The following is a 15,761-nucleotide window of genomic DNA, read 5'->3' as shown; positions in this document are numbered from 1 at the left end:
ATCAGATCCTGCCGAAGCGTTCTGCGAGGGCCGAGTCGGTCGCCTCGTACGTGTTGCCCGCACCGCGGACTGCCTCGCCCATCGTGGCGACATTCGCGGCGATGGCGTCGACCTGCTCGGCCACGTGCGCGCCGACCAGTCGCGCGGCCCACTGCGTGCTTGATCCGTTGAGTCCATCAGCAGCAGTGCGGACCTTGTTCCCAGCATCTGCCTCTCGGAGCGCTGCACCCGCCACGTCGACTTGACCGGCGAAGGCTCGCAAGATTTCGGGATCGACCTCCATGGAGTTGAAGCTACCCGACGTCAGCGCTCGTCCCGCGCGCTAATTTTCGGTCGAACCTCGCCTCAGCAGACCAGTCGGGCGTCAATGAACTCGGTGCGCGGCGTGTTCTCCGCTGATTCGTCGGAACCGCAGCGGCCGTAGCGATCCATGAGTTCGGCCGCGGAGGTTGTTGCGACCTCCCACCCCTGTTCCGTCAGCCACTTAACCACGTCGGTGCGCTCCTCGACGTACCAAAGGTCCTCGACATCGAAGACGTTCTCGTCGTCGGTACCGGATTCTTCCCGTAGCTTGCGCATCTGTTCACGCCGGCCGGCCAGGTAATCCGCATCGAAGAAGCCGGTCCCGAACGCTTCCACGGCGATGCGGCTGCCGCTCGCGCTGAGTTCATGGATGCGGTCGAACAGCAGATCCTGGCCGTCGGCCGGTAGGTAGGGCAATAGCCCTTCTGCCGCCCAGGCGGCCGGTTCAGCGTCGTCGAATCCGGCGTCCAGCAACGCCTTCGGCCAGTCCTGCCGCAGATCGATGGCCACCTGCACATACCGGGCTGCCGGCCGGACATCGTTGGTCCGCAGCGTCTCGGCCTTGAACGCCAAGACTTTCGGCTGATCGATCTCGTAGACGACGGTCTCGTCTACCCACGGTAGCCGCCACGCCCGCGAGTCCAGCCCGGCGGCCAGGATCACCACCTGCTCGATACCGTTGGCGCCCGCGGCGATGAAGAACTCGTCGAACCACTTCGTGCGCGACGCCGCATAGTCCGCGATGGAGCGGATCCGCTCCACCACGTACGCGGGCGGCAACTGCCAGCCGCGCGCCATGGCGGCGTCGATGAACATCTGCGCGTACGGATCGGTGAACAGCGGGCACTCCGAGGCGTTCTCCTGGGCGCGCGACCACGCCACCCCCAGCGCCGTCGCGCCTACGCCCTCGGTGACATCCCAATGGTCGTCGTCAGTTCTCGCCATTCTGGTCGAGTTCCCTTTCCGCGACAGCTTCACGCATTTCGTCTCGGGAGAGCAGATCGTCACGGAAGCTGTGTTCGCGGTAGGCCAGCTGTCCCACCCGGTTCGCGATCACCGGCGCAGTGATCACGGCGAACAAACCTGTCAGGATCAGCATCCCGACATCGGCGTTACCCCGTAGCCGAATCACCGCCCCGGTGAGCACCAGCAGCAACCCAAGGGTCTGCGGTTTGGTCGCAGAATGCATGCGCGTCAAGGTGTCTGGGAATCGGACGATCCCGATAGCCGCCGTCAGCGCCAGCGTCGAGCCGCTGAGGATCAGCACCGCGGTGATGATGTCCGCGACGTTCATCGCGCCCCCCGTCCACCGCGTGGTTTCTCGACATCTGGAACACGGAAACGCGCGACGCTGATCGTGCCGACGAACGAGACCAACGCCATGGCGGCAAGGGAGTAGGTGACGGTGGAGTCTTGGCTGTACGCAGCCCACGTACCGATGCCGCACATCGTCACCGCCGTCAGGGTGTCCAGTGACACCAACCGGTCCAGCGTGCTCGGACCTGCCAGCATCCGATACATCGTGACGCCGGCGGCAGCGCTGAGCAGCACGCCGGCGATCATCCACACGTAGCTCACGCGGACTCCTTGTCGGCCGCCGGACGCCAGTCCTCGTCGCGTTCCAGCGCCGCCTTCAGCATTCGCTCCAGCGTTGCCATCTGGTCGTGGAAGTCTTGGACGCGTCGCTCAGTGTGTGCGTTGAGCACATGGACGTAGACGACCCGGCGCGCCTGGTCCACCTCGAGTGCGATGGTCCCCGGGGTGAGGTTGATCAGGTTCACCGCCATCGCCAGCACCAGGTCGGATTTCAGTGCGAACTGCGCACGCAGCACCGAGCTGACCGGCGGCGGGCCCGGCTTGACGGATAGCCAGGCCACCTCGATCGAGGACTTCACCAACCAATAGAACATCTGGATCACCAGCCGAAGCAACGACAACGGGTGCAGTTTGCCTTCGACAGGCACCACCGGCAGCGGTAGCAGCAGCGTGATCACCAGCGCGACCCCGAGACCACCGAGGAAGTTCGCCACAGAAACGCTGCCCCACAACAGCATCCACACCAGGGTCAGTCCGGCCAGCACGCTCAGCCGCAGCAGCGTGGCCCTCATCGGTCCACCACCAACACGGCGGAGATGTACTGGTCACGGTTCAGCACCTGATCGGCGGCGCGGTCGCTGTAGGCGATGATCGGGCCGGCGAAGATGGTCAGGGCCAACCCGACCAGGATGAGGCCGGCGGTGGGCACCAGCATGCCGACCGGCATACGGCCGACGTGGAGCCGGTCGGCGAACTCGACGTCCTCGGAGTCGTCGAGCAGCACCGCAGGCGTCGCGGCCGCGAGGTGCCCCTCGGGAGCGTCGGACCGGGTCCGCCAGAACGCCTTCGTCCACACCCGCGTCACCACGTACAGGGTGAGCAGGCTGGTGACCACGCTGCCACCTACCAGCATCCAGGCCAGTACCGATCCGTTGTCAGCACCGGCCTGCATCAGGGCGACCTTGCCGATGAAGCCGGAAAACGGTGGAATACCACCGAGATTGAGTGCGGGCACCACAAAGACGAACGCGAGCAACGGGCTGGCCGCGGCCAACCCGCCCAGCCGCTGAAGTGTCGACGCGCCCCCTTGCCGCTCGATCAGGCCGACGACCAAAAACAGCGTCGTCTGCACGACGATGTGGTGGGCGACGTAGTAGATCGCACCCGCGGTGCCCAGATCACTGGACAGCGCGATGCCGAACACCATGTACCCGATGTGGCTGACGAGCGTGAACGACAGCAGTCGTTTGATGTCGCTTTGGGCGATCGCGCCCAGAATTCCGACCAGCATGGTCACCAGCGCGGCTACCAGCAGCACCGGGTCGAGGCCGCCGTTGGGGAACAGCAACGTGTGGGCCCGGATGATCGCGTAGACACCGACTTTGGTCAGCAGGCCGGCGAACACCGCGGTGACCGGTGCGGGCGCGGTGGGGTAGGAGTCCGGTAGCCACGCCGAAAGGGGGAACACCGCGGCTTTGATGCCGAACGCCACGAGCAGCACGGCGAACATCGCGGTGCGGGTGCCACCGCTGACATGGTCGAGGCGCACAGCCAGTTCGGCCAGGTTCAGCGTTCCGGTGGCCGCGTAGACGAACGCGATGCCGAACAAAAAGATCATCGACGAGACCATCGACACCATGACGTAGGAGGCGCCGGCCCGTACCCGGTCTTCGCTGCCGCCGATGGTCAACAGCACGAAGCTGGCCGCGAGCAGCACCTCGAAGCCGACATACAGGTTGAACAGGTCACCGGCGAGGAACGCCATGCACACGCCCGCCGACAGCACCAGATAGGTGGGCAGGAAGATCGACACCGGTTGGCGTTCGTCGCCGTCGCGGATACCCTGCCCGATCGCGTAGAGCATGACGGCGAGCAGCACGATCGAGGACACGACGAGCATCAGCGCCGACAGCCGGTCGACCACCAGCGTGATGCCCAGCGGACCGATACCGGCGACCGTGGGGCCCCAACCGCCGACGTGTAGCGCCATGGTGCCGCCGCCGTCGGACAACCCGAGCAAGACCGAACACACCACCACCACCGCCGACAACGCGACGGTGGTGATCAGGCGCTGCAGCCGGACCCGCCGTCCGGCCAGCAGGGTTGCGGCAGCGCCGAGCGTGGGAATCAGCACCGGCAGCGGCGTCAGTACGCCCGCGAGGGTCATCGCGACCCCTCGTGTCCGGGCAACGCGTCGATCTCGTCGGGCGCGTCGGTGTCCTTGTATATCCCGGCTGTGGACGGGCGGTCGGCGTCGATGGTGGTGGCTTCCTCGTCGGACAGCTGCGAAACCCTGGTGTCCTCGGGGTCGTCGCTGACTTCATCGACCGTGGTCAACCGATAGGAGCGGTAGGCCAGCGCCAGGACGAACGACGCGATGCCCATGGTGATGACGATTGCCGTCAGGATCATCGCGTGGCGCAGCGGGTCGGCCATGTTCTCGGAGGCGTTGCTGGTGGCGCCGCGGATCGGCGGGCTGCCCGCCTTGCCGCCCGCGGTCAGAAGGAGCAGGTTGACGGCGTTGCTGATCAGCAACAGCCCCATCAGCATCCGGACCAGACTGCGTTCCAGCAGCAGGTACACCCCGGCGCTGGTGACCCCGCCGATCACCAGGAGCTGAACGATGTAAGAGGTCATCCGACCCGCGCCTGTGTGCTTCGAGCCGAACTCGACTCGGCCAACTCGACGTCAAGGCGCGCGCCCAGGCTGCGTAACACGTCGAGAACCAGGCCGAGCACGATCAGGTAGACCCCCGCATCGAAGAACAGTGATGTGACGAGCTTGACGGTGCCCAACACCGGCACGTCGAATTCGAGCACCGCCGAGGACAATGCGGGCGCGCCGAGTAGCAGCGAGCCGACCGCGGTGCCCGCCGCCAGGGTGAGGCCCGCACCGAGCACCTTACCGGCGTCGAATGGCAGCGTTTCGCCGAGTTCGTAACGGCCACCGGCGATATAGCGCAACACCACGGCGAGCCCCGCGGTCAGACCGCCCGCGAAGCCGCCGCCGGGAGTGTTGTGGCCCGCGAAGAAGAAGTACACCGACAACACCATGATCAGCGGGAAGATGATGCGGGTCGCCACTTCCAGCACCAGGGACCGGTGTTGCGGGTCGCGCAGGTCGCTGCCGCGCAGCCAGGTGATGTCGCCGACGGCCGGGCTGATGTTGATGAACGACGCGATCCGGCCGATGTCGGGCTGGCCTGCGTCGGCGACGCGCGGTGGTGTGCCAAAACGCCGGTGCCGGAACACCATCGACGTCACCCCGGTGGCCGCCACCAAGAGCACCATGATCTCGCCCATGGTGTCCCAGGCGCGGATGTCGACCAGAAGTACGTTGACGGTGTTGGAGCCGTGGCCGCGGAAGTAGGCGGCGTCGGGCAGCAGTTCGGAAACCGAAACCCCGGTGCGCGCGGCGGCTGCGAAACTCGCCAGCGTGACGACGGTGGCGCCCACCGCCAGCGCGAGCACGGCGCGTGGCAACCGGCGCGCGTTGACGTGGGCCCGGTCGGCCTCCGCGGGCAGGGTCCGCAACACGAGGACGAAGACGACCAACGTGAGCGTCTCGACCAGGAACTGCGTCAGCGCCAGATCCGGGGCGCCGTACACCGCGAAGATCGCGCCGCATCCGTAGCCGGTCACGCCGACCAGCAGGGCGGAAGCCAGCCGGTTGCGCGTCACGGTCAGACCGATTGCGGCTGCCAGCATGACGAACCCGATCACGGTGTTCAGCGGGAGGTCCCACATCGCGAAGGTCGGGCGGTCGCGCGCCCCCAGGGTCAGCCCCACCGTCGGCACCACGACGAGCGTGGCCAAGATCGCCGACTGGGTCGCCGGAATCGATCCACGCTGGGTCAGGGCCGTCACGCGCACCGACCACACGTCGAGTGCGCGGATCACCGCGTCGTACATGTGGTCGGCGTTGCCCAGCGGTGTCGGGGCGGTGCGCATGCGCCGCAGCTGCTCCCGCCCGACGTAGGCGGCAGTGCCGGCGGCGAGCACCAAGATCGACAGGTACAGCGGCAGACCGAAGCCATGCCACAGCGCGAGCTCGTAATCGTCCACCCCGCCGGGAACCGTGTCGGCGTAGTCGTCGAGGACGTCGTCGATGCGCGACGGCCACAGCCCCAAGGTCAGCCCCGCAACCGCGAGGATGGCCGGTGGGAGCTGGAAGCTGACCGCCGGACGGTGCATCTCGGCGACCAGCTTGCTGGGTTTCGATTGCCCCTTGCGGCCGAACGCGCCGAACAGGAACCGCAGGCTGTAGATGACGGTGAACACCGACCCGAGCACGATGCCCGCCAGCACGAACGGCGACGCGGCGCCCAGCGACGGGCTGTGCAGCACGGTTTCGAAATCCGCTTCCTTGGCCACGAAGCCGAAGAACGGAGGCAGACCCGCCATACTCGCCGTCGCGAGGACAGCGATGGCCAGCAACGGTTTCGCACGATCGCCCAGCCACGCCAGCCGCCGGATGTCACGGGTGCCGGTGGCGTGGTCGATGACTCCGACGACCATGAACAGGCACGCCTTGAACATCGCGTGCGCGACGAGCATCGCCAGCCCGCCCAGCATCATGTCGCTGCCGCCGCCGCCGACCATCACGGTGATGAACCCGAGTTGGCTGACCGTGCCGAACGCCAGGATCAGCTTCAGGTCGTACTCGCGTACCGCGCGCCAGCCGGCCAACAGCATGGTGAGCAGGCCGAGCGTGAGCACGACCGGACGCCAGATCGGGAAGTCCGCGAACCCCGGCGCCATCCGCGCAATGAGATAGACGCCGGCCTTGACCATCGCGGCGGCGTGTAGATAGGCGCTCACCGGGGTGGGGGCGGCCATCGCGCCCGGCAGCCAGAAGTGCAGCGGCACGATGGCCGACTTCGACAACGCGCCGACGAGGATCAGCACCAGGCCCACCGAGGCGGCCATCCCGGTCGGCGGCGACGCGATCAGCTCCGAAAGCAGGTAGGTGCCCGCGAGGTTGCCGAGCACGACGATGCCCACCAGCATCGCCAGCCCGCCGAAGGTTGTGACCAGCAGCGCCTGGGTGGCCGCGCGTCTGCTGGTGGCACGTTCGGCGTAGTGGCCGACCAGCAGGAACGACAGCACGGTGGTGAGCTCCCAGAACACGTAGAGCATCAGCATGTTGTCGCTGACAACCAGGCCGAACATGGTGCCCGAGAACGCCACCATCTCGGCGGCGAAGCTGGGTAACCGGTTCTCCATGCGGCCGTCACGGCGGTGAAAGTAGGGACCGCAGTAGAACAGGATCAGCGAACCGATGCCGAGCACCAGCACGGCCAGGATTGCCGACAACGAATCGAAGCGCAGCGCCACGTTCATCGACAGCTCGGGCACCCAGGCCACGTCGACCGTCTTGGACTGGCCGGCCCCAGGCCAATTCTGTACCACCCAGATCAGCGAAACCGCTGGCACCATCGCCAGCGGATAGAACGCGCGCCTGCCCCACCGGTACACCAAAAGCGGCGCCAACGCGGTTGCCGCCGCATGGGCGAGCAAGATGGCGAGCACGGCACTCCGATCGGGTCGTCTGGTCGTCATCGGCCGTCAGGCGATGTGCAGACGCGGGGTGTCAGCCGGTGTCAAGGGCTTGTCTGGCTAAGGTCGGGGCCATTCTACGTGGGCCGATGGCGCACCTTCGCACCGTATGTGCAGTGGGCAGTGTGATATTGAAGCCGCGTCACCACCATCCGGTCGCGTCGGAAAGTTGGCGTGCCAGTTCGTCGGTCAGCGTCCGCACATAGGTCGACGAGAGGTGGTGGGCGTCGTGGTAGACGAGTACGTTGCCCTCGACGGCACGGCAGATGTCGAGTCGGCACACCGCGTCGGTGAGGTCCAGTAGCGCCATCGACCGGTAGCGGTCGGCGTAGTCGAGGGTGGGGTTGCGCTCGGTCAGCGCTTCGTGGCGCGGCAGCCCGCAGGACTCCGCGTCGCCGCCCTCTGCCAGACAGTCCACCGGCGCAAAGAGCGTGCCGTCGCGGAACATCCACGGGGTGTCGCGTAGGCCAAGGATCGCGATGCCGTTGGCGTCGAGGGCATCCCAAATGCCGAGATAGCCGTCGGGCACCATGTCGCCGGGCCCGTCGGGATGGGGCCGCGTCGTGGTCGTGAACACGAAGTCAGGCCGGTCGGTGGCCAGGGCGGCCATGGCTTTGTGCACCCACGACCGGCACTCGGGATAGGGCTCATGCGTGACGGCGTTGCGTGGATCGTCGTCGCTCGTGAGCGGGCAGCCCATCTTGAGGTAGGTCACGACGCGGAAGCCGTGGCGCACGCCGAGTAAGTCGAGCGCGGCGATCCAATGTTCTGAGTGCGAACCGCCTGCCAACGCGATCGTGCGCGCCGCGCCGGCGTCGCCGTACACGCACCGGATCACCTCGGTGCTGTCGAACTCGGTGATGCAGCCGTCGGTCGTGGTCGGAGGAAGATCCTCGGCGGCCTCCAGGATGGTGGGCCGCATGGGCAGGTCGGGCACGCGCACGGGGTCGAGCAGCGCGCGGGCACCGGGATAGTCGCGCGGCGACAGGGACGCAAGCTCATTGCCGTTGGCCCGGATGTCCGCGATGTGGTTGCGCCACCCGAACGACGCTACGCACAGCGCCACGACCAGCAGCACGACGGCGCCGCCCAGCCACGGGTGGGCCTTACGGTCTTGGGCACCGCTCACCTGGCGCAGCGGATCCTCGACGAGCCGCAACGTCAGGTAGGCCAGCAGCAGCGAAGCGGCGAACAGCAGGATGCCGCCGCGCAACCCGACGGTGTCGCGGTCCAGAAACGTCATCGCGAAGATCAGCAGCGGCCAGTGCCACAGGTACAGCGCATAGGCCATGGCGCCCAACGTGACCAGCGGTGCCGCGGCCATCAGCCGGTTCGGCCACGGCAAGCCGGCCTCGGCGCCGGCGCCGCTGAAGATCAGCAGCAGCGCGGCGCCGACGGGGACCAGGGCCCACGGTCCCGGGAACTGTGCCGCGCCGTCGAGCAGGACGCCGCAGCTGAAGAGCATGGCCAGCCCGGCCAACGCAGCGGCGACGCGCAACCAGCCGGGCAGGCGCACGGCGGAGATCGCCGCGGCCGCCAACACGCCGGCCAGCATCTGCCATGCCCGGGCGAAGCTGTCGTAGTAGGCAGTGGCCGGGTCGAGATGGTGGGCCAGCACTGCGTAGGCGAACGAGGCGACGGTGGCGGCGGCCGTGACCGTGACCAACACCTGACGTCGCCGCGCGCCCCAGCCGCGCTTGTCGGCGGCGATCATCACCAACCAGGCGAGAAGCAGCATCGCGACCAGGAACTGGCCCTGCACCGACATGGACCAGATATGTTGCAGCGGGCTGACGCTCTGGCCGGCCCGCAGATAGTCGCCCTCCGTGACGGCCAGATACCAGTTCTGGAAATAGCCGAGGCTGGCCAGGCTCTGATCGGCGAACGCCTCCCAGCGCGTCTGCGGTTGGATCAGCACCGTCAGCGCGGCCGCGGCGGCCAGCACCACCACCAGCGCCGGGCCCAGCCGGCGGACCAGCCGAATCAGCGCGCGGGGTAACGGCTCGTCGGCGCCGGGTTCGGAGGCCTGCCGCAACAGTCGGCCGCCGAGGAAAAAGCCGGAGAGCACCAGGAAGACGTCGACGCCGCCGGAGACCCGGCCGAACCAGATGTGATAGATGACGACGAGCACGATCGCGATGCCGCGCAACCCGTTGAGATCGTCGCGGACCCCACGGCGCACCGTCGGGGCAGCGGGATAGAACTGAACGGCGGGCACGCGGATCCTAGGGGCGGTCGAGCATCACGCCCGGTCGCTAGGGCGGAGGTGGCTTAAAACTATCGAAGCCGCGTACCCCCAGGCCAGCTGGGCTGGGCATCAGCGGGTGGCCGAGCACGCCTTCCTGCGATTTCGGCGCGCTTTCGGACCCGCACGGGGCGTTAGCGCGCCGAAATCACGTGCCGAACGCCCGCAGCGACTGCACCTGGGCGGCGTCCAGCGACGGACGCACGGCCTCGCTGGCCTTGGCGACATCGGCGGCCGTCACGTCGGCGGCGTCGATGGAGCGCCGCATCGCCGTGAGCGCCGACTCGCGCAGCAACGCGACACAGTCCGCGGCGCTGTAGCCGTCGAGTTCCTGGGCCACCGCATCGAGATCCACATCGTCAGCCAGCGGCACCGATTTGCCTGCGGTGCGCAGGATCTCGCGGCGGGCCTCGGCGTCCGGCGGTTCGACGAACACCAGCTTCTCGAGCCGCCCGGGCCGCAACAGGGCCGGGTCGATCAGGTCGGGCCGGTTCGTCGCGCCGAGCACCACCACCTCGCGCAGCGGTTCGATGCCGTCGAGTTCGGTGAGCAGCGTGGCCACCACCCGGTCGGTGACACCGGAGTCGAAGCTCTGCCCGCGCCGAGGGGCCAGCGCGTCGATCTCGTCGAGGAACACCAGCGACGGCGCGGAGTCGCGGGCGCGTTGAAATAGTTCGCGCACGGCCTTTTCCGATGAGCCCACCCATTTGTCCATCAGCTCGGCGCCTTTGACCGCATGCACCGACAGCCGTCCCGTACTGGCCAGGGCGCGCACCACGAACGTCTTACCGCACCCGGGTGGGCCGTAGAGCAGCACGCCGCGCGGCGGTGCGACCCCGAGTCGGGCGAACGTGTCGGGATGCTGCAGCGGCCACAGCACCGCCTCGGTTAGCGCCTGCTTGGTGGCTGCCATGTCGCCGACGTCGTCGAGCGTCACCGAACCGACCGAGACCTCTTCGGTGGCTGACCGCGACAGCGGGCGGATGACCGACGTCGCGCCGATCAGGTCTTCTTGGGTCAAACGCGGCGGTGCGTCCTCGGCGCTGGCCCGTGCCGCCGCCCGCAGCGCCGCCTCGCGCACCAGGGCGGCCAGGTCGGCGACCACGAAACCCGGCGTGCGACCGGCGACTTCGTCGAGCTCCAGGTCGTCGGCGGGGACGTCGCGCAGCAGCACTTCCAGCAGCTGTTTGCGGATCGCGCCGTCGGGCAGGGTGAGCCCGAGCTCGCGGTCGCACAGATCGGGGGCGCGCAGCCGGGCGTCGACGTTCTCAGGCACCGCCGAGGTGGCGATGAACGCGACCCCGCGGGTCGCCACGGCGTTGCGCAGTTCGGCCAGGATCAGCGACGCCACCGAGTCCGCCGCTGACGGCAGCAGCGCGTCGATATCGGTGATCAGCAGCACGCCGCCGTCGTCGCGCACGGTCTTGACCGCCGATGCCACCCGGTTGAGCCGGTCTTCGGCGGCCAGCGCCCCGACGTCGGGTCCATCGAGTTCGATGAGTCGCCGCTCGGCGCACACGGCGCGCACCATGGTGGCCTTACCGACCCCGGCGGGACCTGACACCAGCACGCCGAGATGGGCTGCGGCGCCGAGTGTTTCCAACAGCTCCGGCTGATCGAGTGCGAGCTTGAGCCATTCGGTGAGGCGTTCGGCCTGGGGTTGGGCGCCCTTGAGGTCGTCGATGCTGCGCACCGGCGTCGTATCCGGTGGGGCCGGCGGTGACGCCGACGCCGACGTCGACACCGCCCATGCCACCGCCGTATTCGGTTGGACGCTGACCGGTCCGCTGGGATCGGTGCCGGTCACCGTCAGCAGCTCTGAGGTCCAGGTGATGCCGACCGACGACGCCAGCGCCGCGGTGGCCCGCGAGGTGGGGATGTCGGGCCCGAGTTCGCGGGGCAGCAGCGACACCGTATCGCCGACCGTCATCACCTTGCCCAGCAACGCTTGTCGTAGCGTCTGCGGTGAAATCGACTGCGACGTGAGCTTGGAGCCCGTCACCGTCACCGACCGTGCGCCGTAAACGGTCACCGGAGCGACCAGCACCGTGGTGTCTTCGCGTAACCCGGCGTTGGACAACGTGACGTCGTCGAGCAGCGCCGTGCCCGCCGGGGTGCCCGACGGCGCCGCACCCACGACCGCTGCAGTGGTCCGAGAGCCGGTCAACGACACCGCATCCCATTCCCGGAGGCCCAGCGCCGCAATCGCTTCGGGATGCAGCCGGACCACGCCGCGCCGGGAGTCCAGCGCGGACGTGTTCAGCCGGGCGGTCAGGCTGAGTTGCTGGTCCGCCACGTCAGGAGCCGGGCCTGCGTAGTCCGAGCCGCAGCATCGAGCGCCGGTGCGGCTGTGCGCGGCGGATGGCCCGGCGCGCCGCGCGCTGTTGACGTGGCCGCTCGTCCCACACCTCGGGGTGCTGCGCCAGGAACCGTTTGGTTCGCACGGCGAACGGGATGTGGATGACGTAGGCGGCGATGATCAACAGGATCACCAGGTAGCCGAAAAAGATCGCGGCCGCCACACCCATCGCCAGCAGCGCAAGCAGCGGCGCGACCATGTTGGGCGAGACCGAGAAGGTGTGGATCTTGCGCATCGGGATGGTGCTGACCACCAAAAGTGACACGCCGATCATCCAGATGACCACCGCCCACTCCGACGTCCACCAGCCCTCCCCGAACTGCATCTTGGCGGCAAGCGGCCCGATCGATCCGATCGCGCCGGCCGGGGCGGGCATCCCGACGAAGTACTTCTTTTCGTAGGCGGGCTGGTCGATCTCGAGCATCGCGTTGTAGCGCGCCAACCGCAACACGATGCACACCGCGTACAGCAGCACCACCATCCAGCCGACCCGCGACTGTGACAGCAGCGTGGCGTACACGATGAACGCCGGTGCCACCCCGAAGTTGACCGCGTCGGCAAGCGAGTCGATCTCCTCGCCCATCCGCGAGGTCGCCTTGAGCGCGCGGGCCATGCGCCCGTCGAGCGCGTCGAGGATGGCCGCGACCGCGAGAAACGCCATCGCCTCGGTGGGCCGGTCGTCCAGCGCCATTTTGACCGCGGACAGGCCCAGGCAGATCGCGGCCACGGTCATACCGCTGGGCAGGATGCGCAGGCTGACCACGCCGGGCTTGACCCGAGGTTTGATCACGGAGCCGCTCCGGCGGCGACATCGGATCGCGGCAGCTCGGCCAATACCGTTTCACCGGCCAGCGCGCGTTGCCCGGTGGTCACCAGGACGTTCGCATCGGCGGGCAGGTAGGTGTCCAGCCGCGAGCCGTAGCGGATCAGCCCGTAGGTCTGGCCCATGGCCAGCGTGTCGCCGACCTTGGCGTCGCAGATGATGCGGCGTGCGATCAGCCCGGCGATCTGTACGGCGATCACCTCCACCCCCGCGGGGTCGCGGATCACCATGCTGTTGCGTTCGTTGTCCTCGCTGGCGGCCTCGAGTTCGGCCGAACCGAACAACCCGGGCCGGTGAACGACGGCGGTCACCTGGCCCCCGATCGGTGCGCGCTGCACGTGCGCGTCGAACACCGAAAGGAAGATACTGATGCGCGGCAAAGGTGTTGGCGGCAAACCGAGTTCGGCCGGCGGCGGTTTCTCCTCGATGAGGCAGATCAGCCCGTCGGCCGGTGCCACGACAAGACCAGGACGGGTCGGCGCCACCCGGGGCGGATGCCGGAAGAACGCTGCGTTGGCGGCTGCCGACGACAGCCCAGCCCGGCGCAACCACGGGTTTTTCCAGCCGAGCGCGGCGACAGCGAGGCTGGCGCCCACGAAGGGCAGCCCGGCGCGGTGCATCGGCGGAATCGTGGTGCGCACCAGCGCCGCGAGCCGCTCGGGGCCTGATGTGAGGTCGGGGCGTCTGGCCATTGTCCCGCGATTCTACGGGCGGGCGGTGCGGCCTAGACGGCTATGCCAGGTCCCACACCCGCACCTGCGTGCCCTCAGCTACCTCCGTGACGTCCTCGTCGATCTCGAGCAGACAGTTCGCCGACGCCAGCCAGCGCAGATGGTGCGAGGCGGGCGGGCCGTAGCTGGTGACCGTGCCCGCGTCGGCGTCGAACACGCCGCGGCGAAACTGCCGCTTACCGCGCGGCGAGGTCAGATCCTCGGTCAACACCGCGGTGCGGCGCGGACGCTCCGGGTGCGGCAGGCCCATCGCAGCGCGCAGCGGCGCACGCAGGAACACCTCGAACGACACCAGCGCGCTGACCGGGTTGCCCGGCAGCGTGACGATCGGCGTGCCGGTGTCTGATGTCGCAGGCAAGCCTGCTCCGGTGATCCGCCCGCAGCCCTGCGGCATCCCCGGCTGCATGGCCACCTTGACGAAGTCGACGGAGCCGCCCCGGCCGGATGTCGTCGGCGGCCCGACTCCGAACGCCTCCTTGACGACCTCGTAGGCGCCCGCACTGACCCCGCCGGTGGTGACGATCAGATCGGCGTCCCCGACGTGGCGGGCCAACGTGTCGCGGAACGAGTCGACGTCGTCGCCGGACATCGCCGAGGCCACCACCTCGGCGCCGGCGTCGCGCAGGGCGGCCGCCAGCATCACCGCGTTGGACTCATAGATCTGGCCGGGCTGCAGCGGTGTGCCCGGTGCGACCAGTTCGGTGCCCGTCGACATCACCAGCACCCGTTGTCGCGGAATCACGGTCAGCTCACCGAGTCCGAGCGCCGCCGCCAGACCCAGCGCCGCCGGGGTGACCAGATGTCCACGGCGCAGCACCGTGGTGCCCGCCGTGACGTCCTCGCCCGCGCGGCGGATGTGCTTGCCGGGCGTCGCGGTGGCGCGCACGGTGACGGTGTCGACGCCGCCGTCGGTCGCCTCCACCGGTACGACGGCCGTCGCGCCGGAGGGCACCGGTGCCCCGGTCATGATCCGGTGTGCGGTACCGGGTTTGAGCGTCAGCACGTCGGTGCGGCCCGCCGGGATGTCCTCGGCGACGGGCAGCACGACGGGTTGCTCGGGTGTCGCGGCGGCCACGTCGTCGGCGACGACGGCGTATCCGTCCATGGCGGAGTTGTCGAACCCCGGTAACGCCAGTGGCGCGATGACGTCGTCGGCCAGCACCAGTCCCAACGCGCCGGCCAGTGGCACTGCGACCGGCGAGCGGGGCACGATGAGGTCCGCGACGGCGCGCTGATGCTCCTCGACTGAACGCATCAGACGGGGAAGGTGACGCCGGTCAGCTCTTCGGACATGGTCCACAGCCGACGTTGGATGTCCTGGTTGTGCGACTGTGCGCTGGACGCAACGACTTTCGGATGTCCGCGTAATTCTCCGATACCGTCGGGTCCGTAGTACTGACCGCTGTGCACGGCAGGGTCGGTGGCCGCGCGCAGCGTCGGCAACGCGCCCATGTCGGCGGGCTGGGTGACGAACTTCCAGATGAAGCCGGGGATGAAGTCGGGCAGGTGCCGCATGAGTTCAGTGTCCGAGAACCCGGGATGGGCGGCCGCCGCGATGGTGGGGGCCGCCTTGGCCTTCAGCCGGCGCGCCAACTCGTAGGTGAACAGCAGGTTGGCCAGCTTGGACTGGCCGTAGGCCGCCACCCGGTTGTACTTGCGCTGCAGATGCGGATCCTCGAAATGGATGCGCGCCAAGGCGCGGTGCCCCACGCTGCTGACCGTCACGACCCGCGACCCGCCGACCGGCAGCAGGTTCTCCAACAGCAGCCCGGTCAGCGCGAAGTGGCCGAGGTGGTTGGTGCCGAACTGCATCTCGAAGCCGTCTTCGGTGGTCTCGCGCCTCGGCACGTACATCACACCGGCGTTGTTGATCAGCAGATCGATGCGGGGATGGGCCGCGCGAAGTGCGTCCGCGGCCTTGCGGACGCTACGCAGCGACGACAGATCGAGCTCTTGCACCGTGACGTCGGCGTTGGGGCTGGCCGACTTGATCCTCTCGACGGCTTGCCGGCCCTTGTCCAGATCGCGCACGGCGAGCACGACATGTGCACCCTTGTCGGCCAGCACCGCCGCGGTGTCATAGCCCAATCCGGAGTTGGCGCCGGTGACGATTGCCACCCGCCCTGACTGATCCGGCACATCGGCTGCGGTCCATTTGGCGGTCATGGCATCAACATACTGCGCCCGTCGTGCGTCATGCTCGAAT

Annotated in this window: 14 protein-coding genes; all 14 read right to left on the bottom strand. The window is 68.3% G+C overall.

Annotated features, from left to right (window positions below; all coding sequences use genetic code 11):
- Window position 1: 1 nt before the first annotated feature.
- The 14 genes from ABQF13_RS08885 to ABQF13_RS08820 all read right to left on the bottom strand — a co-directional run bounded on the left by ABQF13_RS08885 (window position 2) and on the right by ABQF13_RS08820 (window position 15,721).
- The gene (locus ABQF13_RS08885; protein ID WP_448392356.1) at window positions 2-283 is read right to left on the bottom strand and encodes a type VII secretion target; all 282 of its coding nucleotides are present in this window, start codon (window positions 281-283) and stop codon (window positions 2-4) included.
- 62 nt (window positions 284-345) lie between these two features.
- Entirely contained in the window at window positions 346-1,248 is a 903-nt protein-coding gene (locus ABQF13_RS08880; RefSeq protein ID WP_448392355.1) for an SAM-dependent methyltransferase, read from the bottom strand.
- Window positions 1,235-1,597, bottom strand: a complete 363-nt coding sequence (gene mnhG, locus ABQF13_RS08875) for a monovalent cation/H(+) antiporter subunit G (protein ID WP_448392354.1) — start codon at window positions 1,595-1,597, stop codon at window positions 1,235-1,237. The genes ABQF13_RS08880 and mnhG overlap by 14 nt, the downstream gene beginning before the upstream one ends.
- On the bottom strand, window positions 1,594-1,881 hold the full coding sequence (locus ABQF13_RS08870; protein WP_448392353.1) for a monovalent cation/H+ antiporter complex subunit F: 288 nt from the start codon (window positions 1,879-1,881) through the stop codon (window positions 1,594-1,596). Before ABQF13_RS08870 ends, mnhG begins: the two co-directional genes overlap by 4 nt.
- Window positions 1,878-2,411 carry a Na+/H+ antiporter subunit E gene (locus ABQF13_RS08865; protein WP_448392352.1) on the bottom strand — a complete coding sequence of 178 codons (534 nt, stop codon included), beginning with the start codon at window positions 2,409-2,411 and terminating at the stop codon, window positions 1,878-1,880. The genes ABQF13_RS08870 and ABQF13_RS08865 overlap by 4 nt, the downstream gene beginning before the upstream one ends.
- Entirely contained in the window at window positions 2,408-4,006 is a 1,599-nt protein-coding gene (locus tag ABQF13_RS08860; RefSeq protein ID WP_448392351.1) for a Na+/H+ antiporter subunit D, read from the bottom strand. Before ABQF13_RS08860 ends, ABQF13_RS08865 begins: the two co-directional genes overlap by 4 nt.
- A complete protein-coding gene (locus tag ABQF13_RS08855; RefSeq protein ID WP_448392350.1) occupies window positions 4,003-4,476 on the bottom strand; it encodes a Na(+)/H(+) antiporter subunit C in 474 nt (157 codons plus the stop codon). Before ABQF13_RS08855 ends, ABQF13_RS08860 begins: the two co-directional genes overlap by 4 nt.
- Window positions 4,473-7,370, bottom strand: a complete 2,898-nt coding sequence (locus tag ABQF13_RS08850) for a Na+/H+ antiporter subunit A (RefSeq protein WP_448392677.1) — start codon at window positions 7,368-7,370, stop codon at window positions 4,473-4,475. Before ABQF13_RS08850 ends, ABQF13_RS08855 begins: the two co-directional genes overlap by 4 nt.
- A gap of 169 nt (window positions 7,371-7,539) precedes the next feature.
- A complete protein-coding gene (locus ABQF13_RS08845; RefSeq protein WP_448392349.1) occupies window positions 7,540-9,615 on the bottom strand; it encodes an acyltransferase family protein in 2,076 nt (691 codons plus the stop codon).
- Between the two features lie 175 nt (window positions 9,616-9,790).
- Entirely contained in the window at window positions 9,791-11,938 is a 2,148-nt protein-coding gene (locus tag ABQF13_RS08840) for an AAA family ATPase (RefSeq protein ID WP_448392348.1), read from the bottom strand.
- Window position 11,939: 1 nt separating this feature from the next.
- Window positions 11,940-12,791: a CDP-alcohol phosphatidyltransferase family protein gene (locus tag ABQF13_RS08835; RefSeq protein WP_448392347.1), complete on the bottom strand. Its 852-nt coding sequence runs from the start codon at window positions 12,789-12,791 to the stop codon at window positions 11,940-11,942.
- Complete coding sequence (locus tag ABQF13_RS08830; RefSeq protein WP_448392346.1) at window positions 12,788-13,516, bottom strand: phosphatidylserine decarboxylase; 729 nt, start codon at window positions 13,514-13,516, stop codon at window positions 12,788-12,790. The genes ABQF13_RS08835 and ABQF13_RS08830 overlap by 4 nt, the downstream gene beginning before the upstream one ends.
- A 40-nt stretch (window positions 13,517-13,556) precedes the next feature.
- On the bottom strand, window positions 13,557-14,810 hold the full coding sequence (gene moeA, locus ABQF13_RS08825) for a molybdopterin molybdotransferase MoeA (protein ID WP_448392345.1): 1,254 nt from the start codon (window positions 14,808-14,810) through the stop codon (window positions 13,557-13,559).
- Window positions 14,810-15,721 (bottom strand): SDR family NAD(P)-dependent oxidoreductase, encoded by a 912-nt coding sequence (locus ABQF13_RS08820; RefSeq protein ID WP_448392344.1) that lies wholly within the window; start codon window positions 15,719-15,721, stop codon window positions 14,810-14,812. Before ABQF13_RS08820 ends, moeA begins: the two co-directional genes overlap by 1 nt.
- Window positions 15,722-15,761 lie beyond the last annotated feature (40 nt).

It is taken from the genome of Mycolicibacterium sp. XJ879 (assembly GCF_053483935.1).
Note: the sequence above shows the minus strand (reverse complement) of the source record. Positions and strands in the feature narration are given on the sequence as shown.